A 26,198-nucleotide genomic window follows, 5' to 3' on the forward strand; every position below is an offset into this window, starting at 1 on the left:
AGTTTTTCCTCCCCCGCGCACCCCGCCCGGCAGTAAAACGCTTTGCCGTTACTTGGAGGTCTTTTGCTGCGGCAACGGCACCGCAACGAACAGAGCCTGGTTGCCGCGCATCACCCGCAGCGCGATCGCCTTGGCGTGGCCGGCTTCCGCCTTGTGGATCGCGCCAACCGCCTGCTCGGGATCGTTCACGGTCGTGCTGCCGACACCGACGATCAGATCGCCGGGACGGAGCCCAGCCTCGTCCGCCGGCGAATTCGGCGCGACATGCGCGATCAGCGCGCCGGAGACACCGCCCGGCAGATTGAGCTGCTGGCGGGCTGCATCGGTCAGCGGTGCAAGGGAGAGGCCGAGTTCCGGCTTGTGCACCGCGCCGCCGCCCTGGTTGCCGCCGGGGCCGAAGGCGGCCTGGGCGTTTGCCGGCATCTTCTCGACACGCAGGTTCAGCTCGTGCGATGCGCCGCCCCGCAGATAGGTAATGCTGGCATTGCCGTCCGGCTTGATCCCGGAGATGGCAAGCGCGAGTTCGCGCGGATCGCGCACCATCTTGCCATCGACCTTGGTGATGATGTCGCCGGGCTTGAGGCCAGCCTTGGCCGCCGGACCATCGGGCATCGTTTCCGCGATCAGCGCGCCATCGGCATGGCCATCATGCACGGAGACGCCCATGGCCTGCGCCATTTCCGGGGTGATCGTCTGCACCTGCACACCGATGAAGCCGCGGGTGATGTGGCCGGACTTGATCAGCTCATCGGAAATCTGTTTCACCATGTCCGACGGGATCGAGAAACCGATGCCGACCGAACCGCCGGATGGCGTCAGGATCGCGGTGTTCACGCCGATCACCTCGCCCCTCTGGTTAAGCAGCGGACCGCCGGAATTGCCTTCGTTGATCGGCGCATCGATCTGGATGAAGCTGTCATACTGACCGTCGCCGATATCGCGGCCGAGTGCCGAAACCACGCCGGTCGTCACCGTTTCGGCGAGGCCGAACGGGTTGCCGATCGCGATCACCCACTGGCCGGGTACGACCTTGGACGAGTCCCCAAGCTGCAGATAGGGAAACGGCTTGTCGCGCGTGACCTTGAGCACCGCGAGGTCGGTGCTCGGGTCGGTGCCGATGACCTTGGCCGGCAGTTTCGACCCGTCGGACAGGGTGACGAACACAGATTTGGCGTGTTTCACGACGTGGTTGTTGGTCACGAGGTAGCCGGTCGAGGAAATGAAGAAGCCGGACCCCTTGGCTTCGACCGCCTGGGGCCGCTGCGGATGCGGCATCGCGAAGGGGAAGGGGAAGGGCATGCCAGGCGGAAGCCCGTTCTGCGACTGGGTATCGCTCGCGGTCTGGGTCTTGAGATGAACGGTGACCGAGACGACAGCCGGGCTGACATCCTTGACCAGCGGGGCAAAGCTCGGGATGGGTTTGAAGTCCTTCTGGACCTTGGCCGTTGCGTCGTATGCCTGGTTGTTGGCGAAAGCGCTGCCGGCCGAAACCGCGGCCAGCGAGGCGCTGGCCAGCATCACTGCGGTGAGGGCGGCAAGGCGCCCGGGCCGACGGCGGGCGAGGAACAGGTTCATTCAGTCTATCCTTCTTGTTCGGCCGGCCGCGCCGGCGGAAAAGGGGCTGCCCCGCGAGGGGCAGAGGCTAGGGGCACCGATCTGGACTATTGGTCCGTTCCACAAGCGGGACAGTTCCCGAAACGGATCAATCGCCTGAAAGCGCATATAGAGCGGTTCCTAAACAGCACTATCCCGCCCCCATGAAACTCGTTTCATTCACGGATGTCGACAAGCACGAGCTCGGCGCCGTCCGCGTCCGCGGTGATCACAATCTCGCGTTCTCCCTGCACCGCCACGCCATCGCGCGTTGCAGCCGCATGGCCATTCACGGTGAAAGAGCCGCTGGCGGGAACGAGATAGGCGGCGCGGCCGGGTGCGATGGGCTGGTTGATCCGCTCGCCGGGGGCCATGCGAGCGGCCAGCACGGCGGCGTCGGCATGCAGGGGCAAGGCGCCACGTTCGGCATCGCCCTCCCGCCCGCCGGCCAGCACGGTCAGGCCGGCGCCGGTCGATCTTGGAAACGCCCGGGTTGCCCAGCCCGGCTCAACGCCGCGCCGGTCGGGCAATACCCAGATCTGGAACAGCCGGGTCGGCTCCGCCTCCAGGTTGTATTCCGCATGCACAATGCCGGTTCCCGCATGCATGACCTGGACATCTCCCGCGCGCGTCACGCCGCGATTGCCGAGATTGTCCTGGTGCGTGATCGCGCCCTGGCGGATGAAGGTGATGATCTCCATGTCGCGATGCGGGTGGGGATCAAACCCGGCTTGCGGGGCAACTTCATCGTCGTTCCAGACCCGCAGCGCGCCCCAGCCCATGCGGGCGGGCTCATGATAGCCGCCGAAGCTGAAATGGTGGCGCGCATTCAGCCAGTCATTGCGGAAACTGCCCAATGTCGCGAAGGGACGAATGTCGATCATCTTTCTTCTCCTGCACGATCCATCCGAGGGATCGCGATATTATTCGATATCGAATGATATATGGGGTGGAGATGCCGGCGTTCAATCCTCGGCGGCAACGCTGCCGAGCCGCCGCAACAATCCCTGCAAGACCAGGAGTTCGTCCTGATCCAGGCCACGCATCGCGGTGGCGATGTCATTGGCATGCTGAGGGAAAAGCTCCTCGATGAAGCGACGCCCCGCGTCGGTGAGGACAACCCTGACCCGTCGCCGGTCTTCGGGGCATTGCACCCGCTCGACGAGGAGGCGGCGGGCCAGCTTGTCGATCACGTCGGTCAGGTTGCCGGGACTGGTCAGCAACTTGCGCGTCAGGTCGCGCTGCGTCAGCGGACCGAGATGAAGCAGGGCTTCCAGCACACCGAGCTGAACATGCGTGAGACCGGCGGCCGCAAGGCGCGGTTGCGTGCGGTTGAGCACGGAATGGCTTGCGCGCATGAGCTTGACATAGGCGCGAACTGCGGTTTCCGTGGCTTCATCCTCGACGCCGAACATCGGTCTATCGGTTCATCAGCACCGGAAGTCGGGCATATTCAAGAACGTGCCGGGTGACGCCGCCAAGGATCAGCTGACGCAGGCGCGAGTGCGAATACGCGCCCATCGCCAGCAGATCCGCCCCGTATTCGGTCACGGCTGCGAGGAGCCCGGCGCCGGCACTGCGGTCTGTGGCGCGGAATTCGGTGTCGTCGGCGGCGACGCCGTGAAGTTCGAGATAGGCCGCGAGCTGGGCGGCCGGTGGACCTTGCCGCTGGTAGTCCGGCGAGTGAAAAATCCGCACATGCCCGGCGCTGGCGAGCCAGGGCATGATTGAGGCGACGGCGGAGGCGCTTTCCGCCGTGCCGTTCCAGGCGATCGCGATTCGTGTGCCGATCGTGTTCGCCGGCTCGACGGGAGCAATCAGGGCGGGCCGGCCAGAATCGAACAGAACGGCATGAAGCGCGTCCGCCGAGGCGACATCCTCGGCAGATTTGGGATGCGGCACAACGATGAGATCCGACAGCCTCGCCTCGCTGGCAACCAGCTCATCCTCGCGGCCGACAACGGAGGTGAACCACGCACTGGCCTGCTCGACGGCACCACCCGCCGCCCGCACCGGCGCGCCCACGGCAATGCCGCGGGCGGCGGTTTCGGCGTCGAACAATGCCGAGAGGGCGCGAGCCTCGGTGTTCCCCTCTTTTTCGGTCGTCGCCATCATCTCTTCGATCATCGCCCCTGAAAGGCCTTCGCCGGCCAGGGGCGCCACGTCGCGCGTATCGGTTCGAACGTGAAGGGCGTGGACGTGCGCCTGCCAGCGCATGCCGAGCAGGAGCGCCGTCCCGAGCGCTGCGCGGGCCGAAGCTGCGCCCGCGAGAGGCAGAAGAATCTTGCGGATCGCCATGGTCAATTCCTCCAGACCGCTTCGATGATGCGTATGATGCTACATCGTTGGCAGCGAGTCAGTACATCGTCGAGAGAACGGTCCGCAGGCGCTTCAGTTCCTCGAGCGCGCGGCCGGTACCCTTGGCAACGCATTGCAGCGCTTCGTCGGCAACGACGACAGGCAGGCCGGTGGCGTCGCGCAGCACGTCGTCGAGGCCACGCAGCAAGGCGCCGCCGCCGGTAAGGACGATCCCTTTATCGACGATGTCGCCGGCAAGTTCCGGCGGTGTGTTTTCAAGCGCGACCTTGACCGTTTCCACGATCTGGCCGACCGGTTCGGCGAGGCTCTCGGCGATCTGGGCTCTTGTAACCCTGACCTCGCGCGGGACGCCGTTGATCAGATCCCGGCCCTTCACCTCGTGCCAGTCGTTGTTGGTCGCGGGATTTGCCCACGCCGCGCCGATATCCAGCTTGATCTTTTCGGCCGAGGATTCGCCGATCAAGAGGTTGTGACCACGGCGCAGGTAGGAAATGATCGCCTCGTCCATCTTGTCGCCGCCCACACGGACGGACCGGGCATAGACGATGCCGCCGAGCGAGATCACGGCGACCTCGGTGGTGCCGCCGCCAATATCGACCACCATCGAACCCGAAGGCTCGGTTACCGGCAGTCCGGCGCCGATTGCCGCCGCCATCGGTTCCTCGATGAGCAGAACCTTGCGAGCCCCGGCACTCTCGGCACTTTCCTGGATGGCGCGACGTTCCACCGCGGTCGAGCCGGACGGAACGCAGACGATGATCAGCGGCGAGGCAAATCCCCGCCGGTTATGCACCTTGCGGATGAAATGCTTGATCATTTCCTCCGCCACCTCGAAATCGGCGATCACGCCGTCGCGCAGCGGACGAATGGCTGAAATGTTGCCCGGTGTGCGGCCCAGCATGTGCTTGGCTTCCTCGCCGACGGCAAGCACCTGCTTGCGCCCCTTCACCTCGGCGATCGCAACAACGGAAGGCTCGTCGAGAACGATGCCGCGGCCCTTCACGTAGACAAGGGTGTTGGCGGTTCCCAAATCGATGGCCATGTCGGCGGACATGAGCCCGAGAAGTCTGGAGAGCATGAAATCCTTTCCGCACGGCCAGGCCGGGTTCGCATGCGGTTCCCGGCGCCGGTTTTCAGTCTGGCTTTGGTTCAGTAAATGTCGTCTGTTAACGCATCTCAACTCGGAGTGTCGATGCAGCGGCCGGATTACAGGCTACCCGCCAGATTAACAAGGCCGTCCGTACCTGCCCCGTGTATCCGTAAAAGCCCCATGAAGTTGCCAAAACGCCGTCGTTACAATGCCGACATCCGGCGGACATCCAGACGCAACGCCGAGACCTATATCGCGTCGGATGGAATGAGGAGACCTAGACAATGGCCTTGAGATCGAAACAACGCTTCATCCTGCCCGTCCTGCTCTGCGCTACGGCGCTTGGGCTTGCCGGCTGCGGCTATACGCCCGGCCAGCGCGCCCTCTCCGGCGGCGCCATCGGTGCCGGAACGGGCGCCATCCTCGGCGCCGCAACCGGCGGCTCTGCCGCGACGGGCGCGTTGATCGGCGGTGCCGTGGGTGCGATCGGCGGTGCTGTGACGAACCCGAACCAGATCAATCTGGGCCACGTGCCATAATCCCGCCACCGCTTCGGCACCATCCGGAGCAAGCATGAAAAAGGGGGCTTTCGCCCCCTTTTTTGTTGTCCTGCTGATCGGGTCAGATCAGCCGATGGTTTCGCCTGGCCAGATCAGCCGACGATCTCGGTGCCGGCGAAAAAGAACGCGATTTCCTGCGCCGCGGTGTCGGCCGCGTCGGAGCCATGGACGGAGTTCGCCTCGATGTCCTCGGCGAATTCGGCGCGGATGGTGCCGGCTTCGGCCTTCTTGGGGTCGGTCGCACCCATGATCGCGCGGTTGCGGGCTACCGCGTCGTCACCTTCAAGCACCTGGACAACGACCGGGCCCGACGTCATGAAGCTGACCAGGCCGGCGAAGAACGGACGCTCCTTGTGAACGCCGTAGAACGCCTCGGCCTGGCTCTTGGTCAGGTGAATGCGCTTCTGGGCGACGATGCGCAGCCCGGTTTCCTCGAACTTCGCATTGATGCGGCCGGTGAGGTTGCGGCGCGTGGCGTCGGGCTTGATGATCGAGAGGGTGCGTTCGGTTGCCATGGGAGCCTCGTGTCTGGAGTTGAGCTGTTGGGCGCGCCCATACAGGGCCGGGCCGGGGTGGGCAAGTCCCGCCTTGTGGGATAGCAAGCGGCCATGAGCCTGTTGCGGATCGAAGACCTGTCCTTTTCCATCGCTGGCCGCGCCTTGCTCGAAGGGGCGGGGCTGGTCGTCGATCCCGGCCGCAAGATCGGTCTGATCGGGCGCAATGGTGCAGGAAAATCGACTCTTCTGAAATTGATCGCCGGTATTTACGCGCCGGATGGCGGCAGTATCCGCCTTGCCAGCCGCGCGCGGCTCGGCACGGTCGCGCAGGAGGCGCCGGCCGGCACAATCACCCCCGCCGCCGTCGTGCTCGCCGCTGATACCGAGCGCGGCGCGCTGCTCGACGAGGCCGCCAGCGCCGACCCTGAGCGGCTGGCGGCGATCCATGACCGGTTGATCGCGATCGACGCTGAATCAGCGCCCGCCCGGGCCGGGGCGATTCTCGCCGGGCTCGGGTTCGACGAGGCGGCGCAGAACCGGCCGATGTCGAGCTTTTCAGGCGGCTGGAGGATGCGCGTCGCCCTCGCTGCCGCGCTGTTCGCCGCCCCTGACCTGCTGTTGCTCGACGAGCCGACCAACCATCTCGATCTGGAAGCGACGCTATGGCTTGAAACCTGGCTCGCCCGGTTTCCCGGCGCGGTGCTGATGGTCTCGCATGATCGCGACCTGCTCGACCGCGCGGTGGACTCGATCGCCCATCTCGACCGTGGCAGGATCACGCTGACGCCCGGCGGCTTTGCCGAATTCGTCCGTATCCGCACCGAGCGGGCCGAGCAGCAGAACCGCGAGGCGGCGCGGATTGCCGCCCAGCGCGCCCACATGCAGGCCTTCGTCGACCGTTTCCGCGCCCAGGCTACCAAGGCGCGGCAGGCGCAGTCCCGCCTCAAGGCGCTGGCGCGGATGCCGGTGATCGACACGATCGTCGAAGACGCGCCGACGCGGTTCAGTTTTCCCGAGCCGCGGCCGCTCTCCCCGCCGCTGCTCGCCCTCGACCGCGCGACGCTGGGCTATGACGGCAAGCCGGTGCTGCGCGAGGTGTCGCTGCGGATCGACATGGAAGACCGGATCGCCCTGCTCGGCGCCAATGGCAACGGTAAATCCACTCTCGCCAAGGCGCTGGCCGGGCGACTGGAGCCGATGGCGGGGACGTCATTCCGCACGAGGGGAATCACCGTCGGCTATTTCGCGCAGCACCAGGAGGACGATCTCGACCTCGCGGACACCCCGCTCGGCCATCTCGCCCGCACGCTGCCGAAGGCGACGGTGACGGAGCTGCGCGCGCAGGCCGCGCGGTTCGGCCTCGACGCCGACCGGGTGGAGACGGTGGTCGGCCAGCTTTCCGGCGGTGAGAAGGCGCGGCTTCTCCTCGCCCTCGCCACGCGCGACGCGCCGCAGGTGCTGATCCTCGACGAGCCGACCAACCATCTCGATATCGATGCCCGCGAGGCGCTGGTACGCGCGATCACCGATTTCGCCGGCGCGGTGGTGCTGGTGACCCATGATACGCATCTGCTCGACCTCGTGGCCGACCGGCTGCTGCTCGTCGCGGACGGGCGGGTCGCGGCCTATGACGACGATCTCGAGTCCTATCGTCGGCTGATCACCCAGAAGCCGTCCGGCACCGGCGAGCGCAAGGCGGCGCCGGCGGCGAAGGATGACCGGCGGGCCCGCGCCGTTGCCCGCGAGGCGACAGCGCCGCTGCGCAAGGCCGCACGCGACGCCGAGGCGGCGATCGGCCGGCTCGAGGCGGAGAAGCGGACGCTGATGGCGAAGCTCGCCGATGCCGGGTTCTACGCGCGGGCGAAGCCAGAGGAGATTTCGGCGATCAATATCCGCCTCGCTGCCATCGCCACCGAGATCGAGGCCAGGGAGGCTGCCTGGCTTGAAGCCGAGGCGGCGCTGGAAGCCGCCGCCGGCTGACCGTCCGGCCTCATTCGGCGGCAAGAGCAGCCGGCGCGGGCGGGTAGCGGCGCAGGATATAGAGCATCACCGCCATCGCGGGCAGCGCCGAGATCACGGTGAATTCGTAGAAGGGCAGCCAGCCCATCGCATGGACGAGGACGCCGGAGAAGCCGCCGATTGTGCGTAGGGCAAGCGCTGCGACGGAGGAGAGCAGGGCGTATTGCGTCGCGGTGTAGGCCTTGGTGCAGAGGCCGGAGAGATAGGTGATGAAGGCGGCATCGGCGATGCCTTCTGCGAAGCTTTCCGCGACGCTGGTCGCGAGCAGGATGTGCGGCAGATGCGGGTAGAGGCCGAGCAGCGGGTAGAGGATCAGCGTGAGGGTCTGGAAGGCGCCGGCGGTGAGCAGGGCGCGCCCGACGCCGAGCCGTGCCACGGCGACGCCGCCGAGTGCCGTGCCCGCGAGGACGGCCACCAGTGAGGGCGGGCCGTTGGCAATGGCGATGGTCGCGCGGTCGAAGCCGAGATGGGTGTAGTAGGGCGCAAGCATCACCCCGGCCAGCGCTTCGCCGAGGCGGAACAGGATGACGAAGGCGAGGATGATCCAGGCGCCCTCGCGGCTGAGGAAATCGGCGAGCGGCGCGATCACCGCCTCGCGGAAGCGGGCGCCGATCGAGACCGGCCCGCGCGCCGGCGGTGGGGTGGGCTCGGCGCAGGCCAGCGTTGCGGCGGCGCCGACGAGCTGGAGCGGAACCATCGCGAGGATCGCGACATGCCAGCCGGTGAGGGTGGACAGGGCGATGACGCCGGAGCCCGAGATCAGCATCGCCGCGCGGTAACCCCAGACATAGCCGGCGGTGGCGGCACCCTGCAGGTGTTGGGGGAATATCTCGATCCGCCAGGTATCGATCATGATGTCCTGGCTGGCCGAGAGGAAGGCGACGAGGCCGCCGGCCAGCAGCGTCGCGGCAAGGGCGTGCGCCGGGCTGGTGAGGGCAAGAGCGAGGACGGCGGCGGCGAGGCAGAGCTGGATTGGCAGCAGCCAGCCGCGCCGGCGGCCGAGCGCGCGGAACGGGCGCGGGGGGCGGAATTGGTCGAGCGCCGGCGCCCAGAGGAATTTCAGCGAATAGGCGATGCCTAGATTGGCGGTGAACCCGATCGCCTCCAGGGGCAAATGGGCGCGGGCGAGCCAGAGGCGGAGCGTGAAGCCGGACAGGGCGAGCGGCAAGCCAGAGGAAAAGCCGAGCAGGCCGATCAGGGCGATGGCGCGAATCCGGTTCATGCCGCCATTTGCCAGTCCCGCGCCCGGCGCCGTCAAGCCTCGGGCGGGATTTCGTGACGGTGGTTTAATCGGACGGAGACGCTTGCGCTGTTGCTCCCTGTGGTGCCGCACCCAACGTCTGTGGCGGAACGTGGCTTCGCGGGGGACTGCGAAACCTCATTTCAAGGAGGGAGACCATCATGAAGACCATCATGCTGACTGGCTTTGTCCTGGCCCTGACGAGTGGCATTGCCTTCGCGCAGGCACCGGCACCGACCCGCATGGGCGGCGCGCTGCCCGATGGCGCCTCGGCCGGAACCTATCTCGGCATCGCCGGGCAGGCGGTGGCGGCACATCAGAAAACACGGGCGCGGGTCGCGCTCGGCCGGGCCGAGACCGATCTGCTGACCAACTCCTATGTCGAGGGGAGTGTGCAGGGGATGATCCGCACACCGGCCATAGACGCGGTGCGGCGGGCCCGCAGCGCTGTCGAACGCGGTGACTACGCCAGGGCGCGCATGCTGGTCCATCGGGCGATAACGATGATCAGCGGCGGCGCCGCAATGGGGGCGCCGATGCCGGCGCAGGGGAGCGGTTCGATGATGCCGGCTCAGGGCGCCAACGGAATGCCCGTCCACGGCAGTGCGCCCATGATGCCAGCGCCGGCACCGGCGGCAAAATAACGGCCGGGACCACGTTTCGCCTGCCGGGCGGGCGGCTAGAGCATCATCCGACCAGATTGAGTCATCTGATCGGATAAAGATGCTCTGTTTATCAATATGATAGAGCACTACATCCGATCCGAGAGGATCGGAAAGTGCTCTAAGGCCGCCCCTTTTTCAACTCTTCATATCCCGTCTGCGTCATGAAGCTCGCTTTTGCAATGCAAAACGTGTAGAGCAACCGCGTTGAACCCCGAAAGACCTGTATCATGACCGAGACCAAGCTGCGCAACGTGGCGATCATCGCCCATGTCGACCATGGCAAGACAACGCTTGTGGACAATCTTCTCAAGCAGTCCGGCTCGTTCGGCGCGCATCAGCAGGTGGCCGAGCGCGCGCTCGACCGCAACGACCTTGAGCGCGAGCGCGGCATCACCATCCTCGCCAAATGCACCGCCGTGCAGTGGGGCGACGTGCGGATCAATATCGTCGACACGCCAGGCCATGCCGATTTCGGCGGCGAAGTCGAGCGCATCCTGAACATGGTGGACGGCGTGGTCGTCCTGGTCGATGCCGCCGAAGGCGTGCTGCCGCAGACCAAGTTCGTGGTCGGCAAGGCGCTGGCGCGCGGGCTGAAGCCGATCGTCGTCGTCAACAAGATCGACCGTCCGGATTCCCGCGCCGACGAGGTGCACAACGAGGTGTTCGACCTGTTCGCCGCCCTCGGCGCGAATGACGAGCAGCTCGATTTCCCGATGCTCTACGCCTCCGGCCGTCAGGGCTGGGCAACGGCGACCCTGGACGGACCGCGCGAGAACCTCTCGCCGCTGTTCGACCTGATCGTGAGCCATGTGCCCGCGCCCGGCCTGGATGCCGACGCACCCTTCGCCATGGTCGTGACCATTCTCGAGAGCGACAACTTCCTCGGCCGCGTGCTGACCGGCCGCGTCGAGCAGGGGCGGGCGACCGTGAACATGCCGGTGCGCGCCATCAGCTTCGACGGGCGCGCGGTGGAGACCGGGCGGTTGACCAAGCTGCTCGCCTTCCGCGGCCTGGAGCGCGTGCCGGTGGACGAGGTTTCGGCGGGCGACATCATCGCCGTCGCCGGCCTCAAGGAGGCGACCGTGCCGGATACGATCGGTGCCATGGAGATCAGCGCCGCGCTGCCGGCGATCCCGATCGACCCGCCGACGCTGTCGATGACCTTCCGCATCAATGATGGCCCGCTCGGCGGGCGCGAGGGCAAGAAGGTGACGTCGCGGCAGATTCGCGATCGCCTGTTCCGCGAGGCGGAAGCCAATGTGGCGATCCGCGTGACGGATTCGAATGAAACCGAGGCGTTCGAGGTGGCTGGGCGCGGCGAATTGCAGCTCGGCGTGCTGATCGAGACGATGCGCCGCGAGGGCTTCGAGCTGACCATCGGCCGGCCGCGCGTGCTGACCCGTGACAATCCGGAGACCGGCGTTCGCGAGGAGCCGATGGAAGAAGTGCTGATCGACGTCGATGAGCCCTATTCCGGTGTCGTCGTCGAAAAGATGAGCCGCCGCAAGGGCGAGTTGCAGGATATCCGTCCTTCGGGCGGCGACAAGCAGCGGCTGACGTTCCACATCCCGAGCCGCGGACTGATCGGCTATCACGGCGAGTTCCTGACCGACACGCGCGGCTCCGGCGTGATGAACCGCCACTTCATCGGCTACGGCCCCTGGAAGGGCACGATCGAGGGGCGGCGTAACGGCGCGCTGATCGCCAATGCCGATGGCGAGAGCGTGCAATACGCGCTGTTCTCCCTGCAAGATCGCGGCGCGCTGTTCATCGGCGGCGGCGAGAAGGTTTACGAGGGGATGATCATCGGCGAGCACAGCCGCGAGAATGATCTCGACGTGAACCCGATCAAGGAGAAGAAGCTGACCAATATCCGCGCCGCCGGCAAGGATGAGGCGCTGCTGCTGACGCCGCCGCGCCGGATGAGCCTGGAGCAGGCGATTGCCTATATCGAGGACGACGAACTGGTTGAGGTCACGCCGAGCGCGGTGCGGCTGCGCAAGCGGCATCTCGATCCGCATGCGCGCAAGAAGGCGGAGCGGGCGTCCGACGCCGCCTGATCCGGCGGGAATATCGTTCTGAATTGAGGTAGACCGGCCGGCGCGACAACGCCGGCCGTTTTTTGTTAGAGCACTTTGCGATCCTTTCGGATCGGATGATGCTCTAGTCCCACTCCGGCGCGAAGGCCGGGTCGACGAAGCGCTGGGTTTTCGGCAGGGCGGCGAGGGCGGCGCGGTCCTCGTCGTCGAGGGCGATGGTGAGGGCTGCGAGATTGGCGCGCTGGGTTTCCTCGCGCGTCGCTTTCGGGATCGCCGCGACACCGTCCTGGTCGAGCAGGTATTTGAGGGCGATCTGTGCCGGAGTTGCTCCGTGCTTCGCAGCGACCGAAGCGAGCGCCGGATGGTCGCCCAGCCGGCCCTGGGCGAGCGGGCAATAGGCGGTGACCGTGATGCCGTGGGCCCGGGCATAGTCCAGCACCGCTTTCTGCCCGAGCAGGACGTGATATTCGACCTGGTTGCAGGCGATTTCGGCGCCGATCGACTCAACCGCCTGGCGCATCAGCGCGACCGTGAAGTTCGACACGCCGATATGCCGCACCAGTCCCTCGTGCTTGAGATGCGCCATGGTGGCCAGCACCGCGGCGAGGTTCATCGACGGTGACGGCCAGTGGATCAGGAAGAGGTTCACATGATCGGTGCGCAACTTGGCGAGGCTGGCCTCGATGGCGCGGCGCACGCCATCCGGGGTGAGATTTTCGTACCAGACCTTGGTGGTGAGAAAGATCTCGTCACGCGGAATGGAACTGCCGGCGAGGGCGGCGCCGACGGCTTCCTCGTTGCCATACATCTCGGCGGTGTCGATATGGCGATAGCCGAGGGATAGCGCGCGGGTGACGGCGGCGGTGCAGTCGCGCCCGCTCATCCGCCAGGTGCCGAGACCGAGCTTGGGCATGGCGAGCGCGCCGCCGGTGATGGGCATGCCTGTCATGTCAGTCCTTTCGCGAGAAATCGATCAGGGCAACAAAGCCGGTTTCCGTGCCGAAGGCGAGATGGGCGCCGTTCGGGCTCCAGCCGAGGGCGGAGACCGCGCCGCGCCCGGCGGCGGCAACGGGCAGGATGCGTTCGCGCGCGATGTCGGCCACCACGACAGAGCCATCGGCGAAGCCGGCGGCGACGACCTCGTGCTGCGGATGGCAGGCGACGCGCCGGACCACGGTATCGCCGGCAGCGAGTTCGAGCGGCGCCTTGCCCATCGGCCCGCCGCCGAAAAACGGCCAGATCACGATGGCCTCGGCGCCGGCGGTGGCCAGCCATTTGCCGGAGCGGGTGAAGTCGAGCGATTCGGGCTTTGTCGGGTAGCCGCTCATCCGCATGTGCTGGCCGTCGGGCAGTTTCCAGCCATGAAGTTCGTTTTCCTGCATGGCGGTGACCATCGCCTCGATATCGGGATGCAGGGCGACGGCGAGATGGCTGCCCTTCCACTCGAAGACCTGCGGCTTCGCGTTCTCGGAGCGGACGAACCAGAGCGAGGCACCGTTGTAATGCGCCGCGGCAAGGCGGCGGTGCTTCGGATCGAGCGCCATGCCGGCGACGGTCGAGGGATGGACGAGGGTGCGGAGCGTGGCGCCGCCGGCATCGAGCAGGTGGATCGTCTTCCCGACCGCGGCAGCCCGTAGCGGCGCCTTGCGATCCGGCACGGTGAGGACGTGCTCGACCCATTTCATGCCGAAGCTGGCGAGTTCGGTGCTTTCGCCGGTCGCCGGATCGAGACGTTTGAGCGCGCCGTCATCGCCGCCCGAACAGAAGCCGCGCTCTTCGATATCCGGCACGAGGGCGAGCACCGCGCCGTCATGGCAGGCGTGCTCGGCGAAGTCGCCGCCGCTGACGCCGCGCAGCACGATCCGCCCGTCGCCGAGCCCGGCGGCGAGGGTGCCGCCGGCACGGTCGAAAGCGAGGGCGGTGACGAACTCGGCGCAATCGTGCGTCACACCGCGCACGCGGAGCATCTCGTCCGCATCAGTGACCATGCCGCTCATTCGGCGATGCAGCTTTCGAAGCCGCGGCGCAGCATCGGGCGGTTGAGATCGCGGCCGATGAAGACGATGCGGCTTTCGCGTTCCTCGTCCTCCTTCCAGGGGCGGATGAAATCGCCATCCGCTATCATGTGCACGGCCTGGAAGGCGAAGCGGCGATCCTCGCCGGCGAAGGCGAGGATGCCCTTGGTGCGCAGGATGTCCTGCCCCTGGGTGGCGAGGATGCCGCCGATCCAGGCGTTGAACAGCTCGGGGTCGAGCGGCTTTGTCACCGACAGGCTGATGCTGCTCATGTGCTCGTCATGGGTGTGGGAATCCTCTTCAAGGAAATCCGGCACCGATTGCAGCACGCGGTCGAGGCTGAAGGCGTTGATGCCGAGCAGGCGGTCGGCCGGGACGTCGGCGCGGGTCGTGTGGTGGATCTGCGCGAAACGGTTGATCGTGCGGATCCGCGCCTCGACATCGGCGAGTTCCTTCGGGGTGACGAGGTCGAGCTTGTTCAGCACGATGACGTCGGCAAAGGCGATCTGGTCCTCGGCTTCCGGCGCGTCGGCGAGGCGGGCGGGCAGGTTCTTCGCGTCGACGACGGTGACGATCGCATCGAGCCTCGTCTTTGCCTTCACATCCTCGTCGACGAAGAAGGTCTGCGCGACGGGGGCAGGGTTGGCGAGGCCGGTGGTCTCGACGATGATGCCGTCGAAGCGGTTGCGGCGCTTCATCAGCCCGCCGATGATGCGGATCAGGTCGCCGCGCACGGTGCAGCAGATGCAGCCGTTGTTCATCTCGAAGACTTCCTCGTCGGTATCGACGACGAGGTCGTTGTCGACGCCGCGCTCGCCGAACTCGTTGATCACGACCGCGTATTTGCGGCCATGATCCTCGGTGAGGATGCGGTTGAGCAGGGTGGTCTTGCCCGCACCGAGAAAGCCGGTGAGGACGGTGACGGGAACGAGATCGCTCATGCGGGAGATCCTGTCATAGAGGGGCGTGTCGTTGCTGCGGGATATAGGCAGGCGGGCTCGGTCGGACCAGAGCGCGGCAGGGCGAGGCCGAGGCCGAGCATGAGGAACAGCCAGCCCGCCATCGGCAGGACGGCGAAATTGTCGGTCGAGGCGAGCGGCCAGGCATAGGTCAGCACGCCGATGAAGGCGCCGAGTGCCAGCGGGCGGCGCATGATCCCGCGGCCAAGTGCCAGCAGCCAGGCCGCGTTCATCGCGGCGAACAGCGCGAGCCCGAGCAGCCCGCCATCGAGCCCGGCCTGAAGATAGAAATTATGCGGATGGATGTTGCAGGCGCCGCGCTTCAGGCTGGTCGGGCCGACCCCCAGCGCGGGGAGGCCGCGATCGAACCGCGGTTCGGGACAGAAATCGCGGAAACCGTTGAAGCCATAGCCGCGCCAGGGGGCGTGCTCGATCATCACTGTCGCCCGCGTGTAGAGCTCGCCATAGGGGCTTTTCGCGAAGTGGCTGATCTGGCGGCTGGTCTCCAGCACCAGCTTGTCGAAACTGGGCGGCGAGACCAGCTTCAGCGCCGGAATCGCGAGCACGATCAGCACGCCAAGGCCGATCGCCGGCAAGCGGATCGGCCGGAAGGCGAGGGCTGTGACGGCGAGGCCAAGCAAGGCCAGCGCGAAGGGCATGCGCTGGCCGATCACCAGCGTTGTCGCGAAGCCGAGCCCGCCGACGGCCGCCGCGGCGAGTTTCGACGCGATTCCGGGCCGCGCGATCAGCGCCGCGATGACCGGCAGGGCGGTGAGAAACAGCAGGTGGCTGAATGGGGGGCCGGCGCGCGGCGCCCAGAATGGGCCGGTGAGCGCGCCGTCGGCCCAGCGGTGGTCGCCGAAAATGTTCACACCGATGATCTCCTGCTGCCAGCTTTGCAGCAGGATCCAGGCTTCGCAGGCGGCGAGGGCGAGCCAGAACCGGGTCCGTGCGGCTTCAATGTCGAGCACCCAGTGGCCAAGGGCGGCGGCGAGTACCAGCAGGCGGATGAGCACCAGCGCCTGGGTGAAGGATTTCCAGCCGCCCGGCCCGAGGCCGAGGGCCGGGATCGGCGCGGAGCAGATCATCACCGCGATCCACCAGAGGCATCCGAGCACGAACCAGGGTTGCCGCACCCAGCGCCAATCGCCGGTGCGAGCGGAGTGGATGAGGAACAGGATATCGACCGCCCCCATCGCGAACTCCGCGCCGGCACGGGCGTAAAGCAGGCCAAACGGCAGGATCAGGGCGGCGATCAGGGCGGCGCGTTGCATCGTCATGCTCCGCTCATACCGGCGTTTCCGCTTCGCGCAACCGCTGCAGGCGGGCGGCAATGACGGGCGTGTCGAACAATCGCGCGCGAGCGCGGCCGGCGGCGGCGAGGCGGTCGCGCGCCGCGTCGTCGCCCGCCAGATGCAGGAAGGCGGCTGCCAAAGCGGAGGCGTCGCCGGGCGGCACCAGCAGCCCGGCCTCGCCCACCACCTCCGGCAGCCCACCCGCCCGTGCCGCGACCAGCGCGGCACCGGTCGCCATTGCTTCGAGCGCGGTCAGGCCGAAGGGCTCGGGCCATCGGCTCGGGACCGCGACGATCGCGGCGCTGGCCATCGCCCTTACAACCTCCTCGTGCGGCCGATAGCCGCCCCAGGCGATACCGGCGGCGTTTGCGCGGGCCTGCATCTCGCGCACGAACGGGGTTTCCGGACTGTCCGGCCCGAAGCGGTCGCCACCGATGATGCGCGCGGACCAGCCTGGCAGGCGTGGCAGGGCGGCGGCGCTGGCGGCGATGAAATCGGCGATCCCCTTGCCCTCGACGATGCGGCCGGCAAACAGGATTTCGTGCTGCCGTATCGCGGGAGAGGCCGGTAGTCCGGCGAGGGTGAGCGGATTGTGCAGCGTGACGAGGCCGGCTGTGTCGGCAAGGCCGGTCGCGTAGTGGGCGCGGAGATGATCGGACACGCAGACCACCGCGTGCAGGCGGCGCAGCGTGCGCGCCCGGGCCTGCGGGCTGGTGAGGCCGCGCATCGTCGTCGGTTCGTTGTGCAGGAACAGCATCACCCGGCTGGCGGGCAGCAAACGTGCCGCAAGCCGGGCAAGGCGCGGCTGTTGGTGGATGTCGATATTGGCCGGGCGCAGCCGCCGCAGCCGGCGCAGCACGCCGGCATTGTAGGCAAGCGGCGCGCGGAAGCTGACCGCATTATACGGAATGCCGGCAAAGCTCGGCTCCTGACAGGCAGCGCCGATCACCGAAGCGCCGGTCGCAGCAGCGAGCCGCCGGACAACCAGGGCGATCGCGCCGGCCCGGCCAGGGGAAAAGGCTTCACTGGCCGGCAGCACCATCGCGATGCTGCCGGCCGAGTCAGGCTGGTTCAAGCAGATCGGACTTTCACGTAATTGCCGGGGGCATCGGCGAGGGCGGGAAGCGCGCCGTCGCCCGGTCCGCGGGCGGGAACCTGTTCGCTGCCTTGCGCCGCGATCCAGCGCTGCCAATCCGGCCACCAGGAGCCTGCCACTTCGGTCGCACCGGCGAACCAGTCCTCGGGGCTTGTCGGCAGGGTCGCGTTGACGAAATGGTTGTATTTGCCGCTGTCCGGCGGGTTGATCACGCCGGCGATGTGGCCGGAGGCGGCGAGCACGAAGCGCTTCGGCCCTGCCATCATCTGGGTCGCACGGTAGGTGCTCGCCCAGGGGGCGATGTGATCCTCGCGGCAGGAGAGGAAATAGACCGGCACCTTGACCCGCCGGAGATCGACCGGCGTGCCGTCGAGCGTGATGGCATCCTTCTGGCTCAGCAGGTTCTTCTGATACATGTTCCGGAGATAGAACGAATGCATCGCCGCCGGCATGCGGGTGGAATCGGAGTTCCAGTACAGCAGATCGAACGGGAAGGTCTCGTTGCCGAGCAGGTAGTTGTTGACCACGAAGCTCCAGATCAGGTCGTTCGAGCGAAGCATGTTGAAGGTGGTGGCCATCGCCGAGCCTTCGAGATAGCCGCGACGGTTCATCTTCTCCTCGAGAGCGACGAGTTGCTCCTCGTCGATGAAGACCCCGAGTTCGCCGACATCGGCGAAATCCGTCAATGTCACAAGAAACGTCGCTGACTTGATCCGGTTGTCCCGCCGGCGCGCCATCACCGCGAGGGTGGCCGCCAGCAGCGTGCCGCCGAGGCAGTAGCCGATCGCGTTCACCTGGCGTTCGCCTGTGGCCTGCTCGATCGCGTCGAGGGCGGCGAACACGCCGAGTTTCATGTAGTCGGCGAAATCCTTCTCGGCGAGGCGCTCATCCGGGTTCACCCAGCTCGCGACGAAGACGGTATGCCCCTGCTCGACGGCCCAGCGGATGAAGCTGTTCTTGGGGCGCAGGTCGAGGATGTAGAACTTGTTGATCCAGGGCGGGAAGATCACCAGCGGTGTCTTCCGGACAGTTTGCGTTGCCGGCGTGTACTGGATCAGCTCCATCAACTCGTTGCGGAAGACGACCTTTCCCGGCGTGACCGCGATATTCCCGCCGACGCTGAAGGCCTCGGCATCGGTCATGCGGATATGGAGCTGGCCGCGCCCGGCCTCGAGGTCGCGCAGCAGGTTGGACAGGCCCCGCAGCAGATTCTCCCCCCGGGTTTCGACCGTCTTGCGCAAGACCTGCGGATTGGTCAGCGCGAAGTTGGACGGGCTCATCGCATCGACGAACTGCCTCGCGTAAAAATCGACCTTTTGCGCCGTTTTCGGATCGAGCCCGTCGACCCGCCTGACCACATCCTGCACGAACCGCGCCGAGAGCAGGTAGCTCTGCCGGATGAAGTCGAAAATCTCGTTCTCTTTCCATTCCTCATGCTGGAAGCGCTTGTCCCGCGGATCGGGCGGCACTACCGGAGCCGTCTCCAGCCCCATCATCCGGCGCGTGGAATGCTGCCAAAGCGTGACATAGTCCTGCCAGAACCCGAGTTGCGCATCGATGAGCGTGGACGGGTTGGACATCAGCTTGGCCATCATCTCCATGAAGGCGCTGCCGATGTTGAGCGGATCGATCGCGACGTCGACCTCGTGCTGGCGGTCCAGCCACTCGGTGACGATTCGCTGCGACCTGGCCGCAATGTCAGCCATGGTCCGTGAATAGGCCGCGGGATCGGACATGTTCGGCTCGGTAGTCCGCGGATTTTGCTGTTCGGCCATTGACGCTCCTTCCGGCTCCGGGATGCAGGCGCTAAGGTCTAGGGTGCAAGCGAGGAGCCGAAGTGACCTATAGCCAGATTCCGCCTGATCCCGAAACCCCGCGCCGTATCGCGTTTGCAATCATGGCGCTGGCCGGCCTCGCCCTCTCGGGCTGCGCGGCCTACAGCCCTGAAGCACTGCTCCATCGCTACGAGGGAGGGGTGATCAATTCGGCGCCGCCACCGGCACCGGGCCTGCAATCCCCATGGCCCAATCTGGCGACCGTGCCGGCGCGTCCGGTTTCTCTTTCGCCCGCTGCCCAGACTGCGATCCGCACCCGCCTCGAGGCGGCCAATCGCGGCCAGAACAGCCTGGGTGGGCACCTGCCGGCGTCACCGAAACAGGCCCCGCCCGCGCCGGCCGTGCCACCCTTGCGTCTGGGATTTGCACCGCGCGGGGCTGTGCTGTCATCGACGCAAGTTGCTTTGCTGCGGGGTTTCGCTGCCCGGCGGGGCGGCCATCCGGTCATTGCCGCCGGATTCGCGCCGGCAGACGAGCCTGAAAGCCTGCGCCTTGCCCTGCTGCGCGCCACGGCCGTTGCCAACGCGCTGGAAGCTGCCGGCGTGCCACCTTCGGATATCCGCATTGAAGCGCTTGCAGGCGGTCGCGGTGGCGTGGCGCAGGTGATATACCCCCGCGATCTTTCCACCACACCGGACGCCCAGGACCGATCATGACCGAGGAATTTCACCGAATCCGCCGTCTTCCTCCCTACGTCTTCGCGGAGGTCAACCAGGCCAAGGCGGCTGCGCGCAACCGGCGCGAAGACATTATCGACCTCGGCATGGGCAATCCGGACAGCGCGACCCCGCCCCATATCGTGGCCAAGCTGGTGGAAACCGTTGCCGACCCGCGCAGCCATCGCTATTCGACCAGCAAGGGCATTCCCGGCCTGCGTCGTGCGCTGGCGGCGTATTACGATCGGCGCTTCGGCGTGAAGCTCAATCCGGAAACCGAGGTGATCGCCACGCTGGGCTCGAAGGAGGGGCTGGCCAACCTCGCCAACGCGATCACCTCGCCAGGCGACACGATCCTGGTGCCCAATCCGTCCTACCCGATCCACCAGTTCGGCTTCATCATCGCCGGCGCCTCGGTCCGTTCGGTGCCGGCCACGCCCGATGACGAGATGCTCCGCGCGCTCGACCGTGCAGTGCGCCATTCGGTGCCGAAGCCGACGGCGCTGATCGTGAATTTTCCCTCAAATCCAACGGCGTATCTGGCGACGCTCGATTTTTACAAGGAAATCGTCGCCTTCGCCCGCAAGCACGAGATCTTCATCCTGTCCGATCTCGCCTATGCCGAAATCTATTTCGAGGGCGAGCCGCCGCCTTCGGTGCTGCAGGTCGAAGGGGCGAAAGACATCACGGTCGAATTCACCTCGATGTCGAAGACCTATTCGATGCCGGGCTGGCGCATGGGGTTCGCTGCCGGCAACCCGCGGCTGGTCTCCGCCCTCGCGCGCATGAAATCCTATCTCGATTACGGCGCTTTCACGCCGATCCAGGTCGCGGCTACGGCGGCGCTGAACGGCCCGCAGGACTGCGTCGAGCAGATGCGCACGCTCTATCGCGAGCGGCGCGACGTGCTGATCAAGGGCCTTGCGCAGGCCGGCTGGGACGTGCCGAGCCCGGCGGGATCCATGTTCGCCTGGGCGCCGATCCCGGAGCGGTACGCGCATCTCGGCTCGGTTGATTTCGCAAAGCTGCTGCTCGAACGCGCCAAGGTCGCGGTCGCGCCGGGGATCGGCTTTGGCGAGTATGGCGATGGCCATGTCCGCATCGCGCTGGTTGAGAACACCCATCGGCTCCGGCAGGCGGTGCGCAACATCCGCGCCTTCATGGCGCCGGGCAATGCGCCGTCCCAGCAGGAGAACGTCTCGGCATGAATCGCGAATTGTCGGTCGGAATCGCCGGTCTCGGGACGGTCGGTGCCGGGGTCGTGCGGCTGTTGCGGGAGAATGCCGGCATCATCGCCGCGCGGGCCGGGCGGCCGGTGCGGGTGGTGGCGGTGTCCGCCCGCGATCGCACGCGTGACCGCGGGATCTCTCTGGAGGGCATTCGCTGGGTCGAGGATCCGCTGGTGCTCGCCACCGATCCTGCGGTGGATGTCGTCGTCGAGCTGATTGGTGGCGCTTCAGGCGCCGCGCGCGACCTCGTCGAGGCGGCTCTTTCCGCCGGCAAGCCGGTGGTGACGGCGAACAAGGCGCTGATTGCCCAGGCGGGCGGCGAGCTCGCCGGGTTGATCCGCGGCGGGCCGGGCATACGCTTCGAGGCGGCGGTGGCTGGCGGCATTCCCGTCATCAAGGCGCTACGCGAGGGGCTTGGCGCCAACCGCATCGCCAGCGTTTCCGGCATCTTCAACGGCACCTGCAACTACATGCTCACGCGCATGCGCGACGAGAAGATGGAGTTCGCCGACGTGCTCGCCGAGGCGCAGGCATTGGGGTATGCCGAGGCAGACCCCTCGGCCGATATCGACGGGGTGGATACCGCTCACAAGCTCGCGATTCTTGCGGCCATCGCCTTCGGCCGCCAGGTCGATTTCGGTGCCGTGCATGTCGAGGGCATCCGCCGCATCAGCGCCGTCGATATCGCCTTCGCCGACGAGCTTGGCTACCGGATCAAGCTGCTCGGCATCGCCCGCGCGAGCGCGGCGGGGATCGAAACCCGCGTGCATCCCGCGATGGTGCCCGAGAACTCGGCGCTGGCAAAGGTGGATGGTGTGAACAACGCTGTCGTGATCAGCGGCGAGCCAGTGGGCGATATCGTGATCCAGGGGCGCGGCGCCGGGGCGGGGCCGACCGCTTCGGCCGTGGTCGCCGACCTGATCGACCTTGCCCGCGGCCGGCAGACGCCGATGCTGGGCATGGCACCCGATGCGCTGCGCGCAGAGGCATCGGTCCCGATGGCAGCGCATCGCGGGGCCTATTGCCTGCGCCTGATGGTGCTGGACCAGCCGGGCGTGATCGCCGATGTCACCGCGGTGCTGCGCGACCACGGTATTTCGCTCGAGACGATGCTCCAGCGTGGCCGCAGCCCGGGTGATGTGGTGCCGGTGGTGATCATCACCCATGAGACCGGAGAGGCCGCGATGGCGGCGGCCCTGGTTCAGATCGCGGCACTTCCGGCGGTGCAGGAACCGCCGGCGCTGATCCGCATCGAACAAGCCTGACAGAAGCTCGACCCAAGGAGATCGCGTAGATGGACAACGCCAAGACCCCGGACCAGTCGGACCGTAACCTTGCCCTCGAACTCGTTCGCGTGACCGAAGCCGCCGCGCTTGCCGCATCGAGCTGGATTGGACGGGGCGACAAGAACAGTGCGGACGGGGCTGCCGTCGGTGCGATGCGCCAGGCCTTCAACGCCGTCGCGATCGCTGGTCTGGTGGTGATCGGCGAGGGCGAGATGGACGAGGCGCCGATGCTCTATATCGGTGAACGCGTCGGCGCCGGCGGGCCGGAAATGGACATTGCCGTTGACCCGCTGGAGGGTACGACGATCGCCGCCAAGGGGGCGCCGAACGCGATCGCGGTGATCGCTTTGGCCGAGCGGGGTAAATTCCTGCATGCACCCGACATATATATGGACAAGATCGCCGTGGGCCCGGGACTGCCGGAGGGGGTTGTAACGCTGGATGCGCCGGTCGAGGAAAATCTCCGCAACCTCGCCCGCGCCAAGAACTGCGACATTTCCGACCTCATGGTCTGCACGCTGGAGCGCGAGCGCCATGCCGAGCTGATCGCCCGCTGCCGCCAGGCCGGTGCCCGCATTACCCTGATCGGCGATGGTGACGTCTCTGGCGTGATCGCGGTGGCCCAGCCCGAAACAGGGATCGATCTGTATGTCGGCTCCGGCGGCGCCCCCGAGGGGGTTCTTGCGGCGGCGGCGCTGCGCTGCACGGGAGGGCAGATGCAGGGACGCCTCATGTTCGAGGACAATGCCCAGATCGAACGGGCGATGGGCATGGGCATCACCGATCCTTCCCGCCTCTATCAGGTGCATGAGATGGCATCCGGCAGCGTGATGTTCGCGGCAACCGGCGTGACGACGGGCCAGATGCTGCGCGGCGTGCGCCGCTACGCCACAGGCGCGGTGACGCACTCGATCGTGATGCGTTCGAAATCCGGCACGGTCCGCTACATCGAGGCGCATCACAACTTCCAGACAAAGCCGTGGGCGCACGTCTGAGCGAGATCCCGCCGGCCTTTGGGGTCGAGCGCAGCCTGTCTGGCCGGCGCTGGCTCTGGCGTTCTGCCGAAGATCGCATTGCGCAGGCGATCGCCCAGCGCTGCGGCGTTCCAGACGTGATCGGACGCCTGCTCGCCGGGCGTGGCGTGATGCCTGATCGCGCCGCCGATTTTCTCGGCCCGACCTTGCGCGCCTATCTGCCGGATCCTTCGGCTTTGACCGACATGGATGTCGCCGCTTCGCGTATCGCCGACTCAGTGCAGCGTGGCGCAACCATTGCGATCTTCGGCGACTACGATGTCGATGGGGCCTGCTCGGGCGCACTGATGGCGTCCGGGCTCGGGGGGCTTGGCGCCCGGACCATCAACTATGTGCCCGACCGGCAACGCGAGGGTTACGGGCCGAATGCGCCGGCCTTGCTGGCTCTGGCGGCGCAGGGGGCGGAATTGGTGGTCTGCGTCGATTGCGGGACGGCGGCACATGATGCCCTTGCGGCCCTGAACGGCCGGGCTGACGCCATCGTGCTCGACCACCACAAGAGCGAGGGGGCGCCGCCGGCCATCGTGGCAACGGTAAACCCGAACCGGCCTGACGATCTCTCCGGTCTTGGAAACGTTTGTGCGGCGACGATCAGCTTCCTCGCCCTCGTCGCTGTGCAGCGCGAACTCCGCCGGCGCGGTTTTTTTGCCGCACGGCGCGAAATCGACCTCATTTCCATGCTCGACCTGGTTGCTCTTGCAACCGTCTGCGACGTGATGCCGCTCACAGGCCTCAACCGCGCGCTGGTGGCGCAGGGGCTAAAGGTGATGGCGCGGCGGGAACGGCCGGGCATTGCCGCGCTGCTCGATGTTGCCCAGGTGAAGGAGGCGCCGGGCACGATGACCTGCGGCTTTGCGATCGGCCCCCGCATCAATGCCGCCGGCCGCATCGATGAAGCCGATCTGGGCCTGCGGACACTGCTTGCCCCCGAACCGGCAACCGCCGCCGTGCTGGCCCGCCGCCTTGACGAGATCAACAGCGAACGCCAGGCGGTCGAGGCTGGTTTGCTTGATCAGGCGATGGCTCAGGCGGAAGCGCAATTCGCTGCCGGCGCCGCTGTGGCACTGGTTGCCGGCGACCAATGGCACCCGGGCGTCGTGGGTATCATCGCCGGCCGGATCAAGGAGGCGTTCAACCGCCCGGCCCTGGTCGCGGGAATCGCGGAGGGCAGGGCGGTCGGGTCCGGCCGGTCGGTACCCGGGATCGATCTCGGCGGCGCGATCATTGCCGCGCGTGACGCGGGGTTGCTGATCAAAGGGGGCGGCCATGCAATGGCCGCGGGATTCACACTCGAGGCGGGGCGTATCGACGCGTTACGTGATTTCCTGGTCGAACGATTGGCAGCGGCAGCAATGCTGCCCGACGCTCCGGATCTGCCGATCGAGGGCACCGCCGCGGTTACCGGAATCGACGAGACACTTGCGGCTGCGATCGGCCGGGTGGGGCCGTTTGGCGCCGGCAATGAGGAGCCGGTCTTTGTCGTCCCTCGCGCCCGCATCGTCCGCTCCGACAGGATCGGGCGTAACGAAAAGACGATCCGGGCCATTGTCGAGGGTGAGACAGGCGGGCGGCTCAAGACAATTCTGTTTCGTGCGGGCGACAGCGACCTTGCGGCGGCGCTAAGCCGCCCGGGCGGGGAACCACTGAATCTCGCCGGTCACATTCGCGCAGAGCAATGGAATGGCCGCACGACGGTAAGTCTGATCCTGATCGACGCATCCCCCGCTTGACCTGCCCCCGCCACTCCGCTACCCCACGACCACGCGGTCCCGTTCGTCTAGAGGCCTAGGACGTCGCCCTCTCACGGCGATAACAGGGGTTCGAATCCCCTACGGGACGCCATTTATTATCAATGGCTTATGCGCGTTATCCACAGCCCCTTTATACGTCATACGGCACAAAGACGGCATATACGGTGTCGGATAGGGCCTTATCGGACTGCATCACAGTTTCGTGAGCAAGGTTCTCGCGCGTAGGGGTCTATTAGGCATAGGGGGCATAGGGGTTAGTCTCAAAGATTGTAGATATATTCTATGACTTTTGGCATTTACAACCTTGAGTCATCGGGTAACGAATTTCCGAAATTTCGGTTGAAATCGACTCTATATCTGCAAACTTTCAAAAACCCTATGCCCCCTATGCCTATTTTGGCATAGGTGAGGCATAGGTATATGTCGAAACTGTATATATTGGTTTAGCGGGATCAGACCGGCCTACAGCCATCATCGGCACGATGCAGGATCGTCGCTTGGGCTGGGTTCTGATCGTTCAGCAGATCGTGCCCTGCGGTGCCGTCAACGCCACATGACCGGCTCCCGTCCGGCGGCAGGATGCGGGGCGATGGCGCATTGACCTGCGCTCGATCTGGGGACGGTTTCGGGCATCGTCGTCATGGAAGCCGGCGCCCGGCCTGCGGCCTCGCCCAGCCCGTCGCCAGGCGGTGCCGGAAGCATTGCCGCTCCGCCGGCTAGGGCGCCTCTACAGGCTCACGTATCGCCGCAGAGCGGCCCGCCACGCAGTGCGAGATAACCGGGCCGGTGCTGCTTGCGCGCTGCGCTCTGACTGGCCGGTGCGGGCTGCGGTGTCGGCGGTGAAGCGGTCGGCTTTGGCAGAGTCGCCAACTTGGCGACTCTGATCGTGGCCGCCCCCAATCGCGCCATGCTTCGTCTCGGGATGCAGCGCCTCGTAAGCCTCCTTGCGGCGCTGCACCTCGGTGCGGTCGATGCCGAGTTCGCGGGTGGCGGCATTGATGCCGGATGGCATTTGTTGAG

At 66.5% G+C, this 26,198-nt stretch carries 23 protein-coding genes and 1 tRNA gene; 10 read left to right on the forward strand and 14 right to left on the reverse strand.

Going from position 1 to position 26,198, the window contains the following annotated elements:
* Positions 1 to 48 precede the first annotated feature (48 nt).
* The 5 genes from B7Z76_RS01230 to B7Z76_RS01250 all read right to left on the reverse strand — a co-directional run bounded on the left by B7Z76_RS01230 (position 49) and on the right by B7Z76_RS01250 (position 4,990).
* Positions 49 to 1,575 (reverse strand): trypsin-like peptidase domain-containing protein, encoded by a 1,527-nt coding sequence (locus B7Z76_RS01230; RefSeq protein WP_291341738.1) that lies wholly within the window; start codon positions 1,573 to 1,575, stop codon positions 49 to 51.
* 194 nt (positions 1,576 to 1,769) lie between these two features.
* Positions 1,770 to 2,477 (reverse strand): pirin family protein, encoded by a 708-nt coding sequence (locus B7Z76_RS01235; RefSeq protein ID WP_291341739.1) that lies wholly within the window; start codon positions 2,475 to 2,477, stop codon positions 1,770 to 1,772.
* An 81-nt stretch (positions 2,478 to 2,558) separates the two neighbouring features.
* The gene (locus tag B7Z76_RS01240; protein WP_174502415.1) at positions 2,559 to 3,008 is read right to left on the reverse strand and encodes a MarR family winged helix-turn-helix transcriptional regulator; all 450 of its coding nucleotides are present in this window, start codon (positions 3,006 to 3,008) and stop codon (positions 2,559 to 2,561) included.
* Positions 3,009 to 3,012: 4 nt separating this feature from the next.
* Positions 3,013 to 3,891: a universal stress protein gene (locus tag B7Z76_RS01245; protein WP_174502414.1), complete on the reverse strand. Its 879-nt coding sequence runs from the start codon at positions 3,889 to 3,891 to the stop codon at positions 3,013 to 3,015.
* Positions 3,892 to 3,949: 58 nt separating this feature from the next.
* Positions 3,950 to 4,990: a rod shape-determining protein gene (locus tag B7Z76_RS01250; RefSeq protein WP_174502413.1), complete on the reverse strand. Its 1,041-nt coding sequence runs from the start codon at positions 4,988 to 4,990 to the stop codon at positions 3,950 to 3,952.
* 296 nt (positions 4,991 to 5,286) lie between these two features.
* Between B7Z76_RS01250 and B7Z76_RS01255 the strand changes: the two genes are divergently transcribed.
* Positions 5,287 to 5,541 carry a YMGG-like glycine zipper-containing protein gene (locus B7Z76_RS01255; protein WP_236656211.1) on the forward strand — a complete coding sequence of 85 codons (255 nt, stop codon included), beginning with the start codon at positions 5,287 to 5,289 and terminating at the stop codon, positions 5,539 to 5,541.
* Between the two features lie 113 nt (positions 5,542 to 5,654).
* Here the strand turns inward: B7Z76_RS01255 and ndk are convergent, their stop codons facing one another.
* On the reverse strand, positions 5,655 to 6,077 hold the full coding sequence (gene ndk / locus B7Z76_RS01260; protein WP_291341740.1) for a nucleoside-diphosphate kinase: 423 nt from the start codon (positions 6,075 to 6,077) through the stop codon (positions 5,655 to 5,657).
* Positions 6,078 to 6,170: 93 nt separating this feature from the next.
* Between ndk and B7Z76_RS01265 the strand changes: the two genes are divergently transcribed.
* The gene (locus B7Z76_RS01265) at positions 6,171 to 8,039 is read left to right on the forward strand and encodes an ABC-F family ATP-binding cassette domain-containing protein (RefSeq protein WP_174502411.1); all 1,869 of its coding nucleotides are present in this window, start codon (positions 6,171 to 6,173) and stop codon (positions 8,037 to 8,039) included.
* 10 nt (positions 8,040 to 8,049) lie between these two features.
* Here the strand turns inward: B7Z76_RS01265 and B7Z76_RS01270 are convergent, their stop codons facing one another.
* Complete coding sequence (locus tag B7Z76_RS01270) at positions 8,050 to 9,300, reverse strand: AmpG family muropeptide MFS transporter (RefSeq protein ID WP_291341741.1); 1,251 nt, start codon at positions 9,298 to 9,300, stop codon at positions 8,050 to 8,052.
* A gap of 179 nt (positions 9,301 to 9,479) precedes the next feature.
* Here B7Z76_RS01270 and B7Z76_RS01275 point away from each other — a divergent pair, with 179 nt between their 5' ends.
* Together B7Z76_RS01275 and typA are read left to right on the forward strand one after the other, a co-directional pair.
* On the forward strand, positions 9,480 to 9,962 hold the full coding sequence (locus B7Z76_RS01275; protein ID WP_174502409.1) for a hypothetical protein: 483 nt from the start codon (positions 9,480 to 9,482) through the stop codon (positions 9,960 to 9,962).
* 248 nt (positions 9,963 to 10,210) lie between these two features.
* Positions 10,211 to 12,043 (forward strand): translational GTPase TypA, encoded by a 1,833-nt coding sequence (typA, locus tag B7Z76_RS01280; protein WP_174502408.1) that lies wholly within the window; start codon positions 10,211 to 10,213, stop codon positions 12,041 to 12,043.
* Between the two features lie 103 nt (positions 12,044 to 12,146).
* On the opposite strand, the gene B7Z76_RS01285 is transcribed toward typA, so the two are convergent.
* The 6 genes from B7Z76_RS01285 to B7Z76_RS01310 are packed head-to-tail and all read right to left on the reverse strand — an operon-like array spanning position 12,147 to position 19,162.
* The gene (locus B7Z76_RS01285; protein ID WP_291341742.1) at positions 12,147 to 12,971 is read right to left on the reverse strand and encodes an aldo/keto reductase; all 825 of its coding nucleotides are present in this window, start codon (positions 12,969 to 12,971) and stop codon (positions 12,147 to 12,149) included.
* Position 12,972: 1 nt separating this feature from the next.
* Entirely contained in the window at positions 12,973 to 14,019 is a 1,047-nt protein-coding gene (locus tag B7Z76_RS01290) for a WD40 repeat domain-containing protein (protein ID WP_291341743.1), read from the reverse strand.
* Positions 14,016 to 14,978 (reverse strand): GTP-binding protein, encoded by a 963-nt coding sequence (locus tag B7Z76_RS01295; RefSeq protein ID WP_291341744.1) that lies wholly within the window; start codon positions 14,976 to 14,978, stop codon positions 14,016 to 14,018. Before B7Z76_RS01295 ends, B7Z76_RS01290 begins: the two co-directional genes overlap by 4 nt.
* A complete protein-coding gene (locus tag B7Z76_RS01300; RefSeq protein WP_291341745.1) occupies positions 14,975 to 16,276 on the reverse strand; it encodes an O-antigen ligase family protein in 1,302 nt (433 codons plus the stop codon). Before B7Z76_RS01300 ends, B7Z76_RS01295 begins: the two co-directional genes overlap by 4 nt.
* 7 nt (positions 16,277 to 16,283) lie before the next feature.
* Positions 16,284 to 17,366, reverse strand: a complete 1,083-nt coding sequence (locus tag B7Z76_RS01305) for a glycosyltransferase family 4 protein (RefSeq protein ID WP_291341746.1) — start codon at positions 17,364 to 17,366, stop codon at positions 16,284 to 16,286.
* Positions 17,363 to 19,162, reverse strand: coding sequence for an alpha/beta hydrolase (locus B7Z76_RS01310; RefSeq protein ID WP_291341747.1), 1,800 nt, complete (start codon positions 19,160 to 19,162; stop codon positions 17,363 to 17,365). The genes B7Z76_RS01305 and B7Z76_RS01310 overlap by 4 nt, the downstream gene beginning before the upstream one ends.
* A 62-nt stretch (positions 19,163 to 19,224) precedes the next feature.
* On the opposite strand from B7Z76_RS01310, the gene B7Z76_RS01315 reads away from it, so the two are divergent.
* The 6 genes from B7Z76_RS01315 to B7Z76_RS01340 all read left to right on the forward strand — a co-directional run bounded on the left by B7Z76_RS01315 (position 19,225) and on the right by B7Z76_RS01340 (position 25,269).
* Positions 19,225 to 19,878, forward strand: a complete 654-nt coding sequence (locus B7Z76_RS01315; protein WP_291341748.1) for a hypothetical protein — start codon at positions 19,225 to 19,227, stop codon at positions 19,876 to 19,878.
* Positions 19,875 to 21,086, forward strand: coding sequence for an LL-diaminopimelate aminotransferase (locus B7Z76_RS01320; protein WP_291341749.1), 1,212 nt, complete (start codon positions 19,875 to 19,877; stop codon positions 21,084 to 21,086). The genes B7Z76_RS01315 and B7Z76_RS01320 overlap by 4 nt, the downstream gene beginning before the upstream one ends.
* Positions 21,083 to 22,372: a homoserine dehydrogenase gene (locus B7Z76_RS01325; RefSeq protein ID WP_291341750.1), complete on the forward strand. Its 1,290-nt coding sequence runs from the start codon at positions 21,083 to 21,085 to the stop codon at positions 22,370 to 22,372. The genes B7Z76_RS01320 and B7Z76_RS01325 overlap by 4 nt, the downstream gene beginning before the upstream one ends.
* A 29-nt stretch (positions 22,373 to 22,401) precedes the next feature.
* Positions 22,402 to 23,388 (forward strand): class II fructose-bisphosphatase, encoded by a 987-nt coding sequence (gene glpX / locus B7Z76_RS01330; protein WP_174502397.1) that lies wholly within the window; start codon positions 22,402 to 22,404, stop codon positions 23,386 to 23,388.
* The gene (recJ, locus tag B7Z76_RS01335; RefSeq protein WP_291341751.1) at positions 23,373 to 25,157 is read left to right on the forward strand and encodes a single-stranded-DNA-specific exonuclease RecJ; all 1,785 of its coding nucleotides are present in this window, start codon (positions 23,373 to 23,375) and stop codon (positions 25,155 to 25,157) included. Before glpX ends, recJ begins: the two co-directional genes overlap by 16 nt.
* A gap of 36 nt (positions 25,158 to 25,193) precedes the next feature.
* Positions 25,194 to 25,269: transfer RNA gene (locus B7Z76_RS01340), tRNA-Glu, on the forward strand.
* A 636-nt stretch (positions 25,270 to 25,905) separates the two neighbouring features.
* On the opposite strand, the gene B7Z76_RS01345 is transcribed toward B7Z76_RS01340, so the two are convergent.
* The gene (locus tag B7Z76_RS01345) at positions 25,906 to 26,190 is read right to left on the reverse strand and encodes a hypothetical protein (RefSeq protein WP_291341752.1); all 285 of its coding nucleotides are present in this window, start codon (positions 26,188 to 26,190) and stop codon (positions 25,906 to 25,908) included.
* Positions 26,191 to 26,198 lie beyond the last annotated feature (8 nt).

This window comes from Acidiphilium sp. 20-67-58 (genome assembly GCF_002255515.1).
Taxonomy (GTDB): Bacteria; Pseudomonadota; Alphaproteobacteria; order Acetobacterales; family Acetobacteraceae; genus Acidiphilium.

Excerpts from the sequence above, each read along its gene's own strand:
- typA (WP_174502408.1), top strand. The coding sequence starts at position 10,211 with ATGACCGAGACCAAGCTGCGCAACGTGGCGATCATCGCCCATGTCGAC.
- B7Z76_RS01240 (WP_174502415.1), bottom strand. The coding sequence starts at position 3,008 with ATGTTCGGCGTCGAGGATGAAGCCACGGAAACCGCAGTTCGCGCCTAT.
- B7Z76_RS01285 (WP_291341742.1), bottom strand. The coding sequence starts at position 12,971 with ATGACAGGCATGCCCATCACCGGCGGCGCGCTCGCCATGCCCAAGCTC.
- B7Z76_RS01290 (WP_291341743.1), bottom strand. The coding sequence starts at position 14,019 with ATGAGCGGCATGGTCACTGATGCGGACGAGATGCTCCGCGTGCGCGGT.
- ndk (WP_291341740.1), bottom strand. The coding sequence starts at position 6,077 with ATGGCAACCGAACGCACCCTCTCGATCATCAAGCCCGACGCCACGCGC.
- B7Z76_RS01300 (WP_291341745.1), bottom strand. The coding sequence starts at position 16,276 with ATGACGATGCAACGCGCCGCCCTGATCGCCGCCCTGATCCTGCCGTTT.
- B7Z76_RS01345 (WP_291341752.1), bottom strand. The coding sequence starts at position 26,190 with ATGCCATCCGGCATCAATGCCGCCACCCGCGAACTCGGCATCGACCGC.
- B7Z76_RS01295 (WP_291341744.1), bottom strand. The coding sequence starts at position 14,978 with ATGAGCGATCTCGTTCCCGTCACCGTCCTCACCGGCTTTCTCGGTGCG.
- B7Z76_RS01230 (WP_291341738.1), bottom strand. The coding sequence starts at position 1,575 with ATGAACCTGTTCCTCGCCCGCCGTCGGCCCGGGCGCCTTGCCGCCCTC.
- B7Z76_RS01270 (WP_291341741.1), bottom strand. The coding sequence starts at position 9,300 with ATGAACCGGATTCGCGCCATCGCCCTGATCGGCCTGCTCGGCTTTTCC.
- B7Z76_RS01235 (WP_291341739.1), bottom strand. The coding sequence starts at position 2,477 with ATGATCGACATTCGTCCCTTCGCGACATTGGGCAGTTTCCGCAATGAC.
- B7Z76_RS01320 (WP_291341749.1), top strand. The coding sequence starts at position 19,875 with ATGACCGAGGAATTTCACCGAATCCGCCGTCTTCCTCCCTACGTCTTC.
- B7Z76_RS01310 (WP_291341747.1), bottom strand. The coding sequence starts at position 19,162 with ATGGCCGAACAGCAAAATCCGCGGACTACCGAGCCGAACATGTCCGAT.
- glpX (WP_174502397.1), top strand. The coding sequence starts at position 22,402 with ATGGACAACGCCAAGACCCCGGACCAGTCGGACCGTAACCTTGCCCTC.
- B7Z76_RS01245 (WP_174502414.1), bottom strand. The coding sequence starts at position 3,891 with ATGGCGATCCGCAAGATTCTTCTGCCTCTCGCGGGCGCAGCTTCGGCC.
- B7Z76_RS01250 (WP_174502413.1), bottom strand. The coding sequence starts at position 4,990 with ATGCTCTCCAGACTTCTCGGGCTCATGTCCGCCGACATGGCCATCGAT.
- B7Z76_RS01275 (WP_174502409.1), top strand. The coding sequence starts at position 9,480 with ATGAAGACCATCATGCTGACTGGCTTTGTCCTGGCCCTGACGAGTGGC.
- B7Z76_RS01265 (WP_174502411.1), top strand. The coding sequence starts at position 6,171 with ATGAGCCTGTTGCGGATCGAAGACCTGTCCTTTTCCATCGCTGGCCGC.
- B7Z76_RS01325 (WP_291341750.1), top strand. The coding sequence starts at position 21,083 with ATGAATCGCGAATTGTCGGTCGGAATCGCCGGTCTCGGGACGGTCGGT.
- B7Z76_RS01255 (WP_236656211.1), top strand. The coding sequence starts at position 5,287 with ATGGCCTTGAGATCGAAACAACGCTTCATCCTGCCCGTCCTGCTCTGC.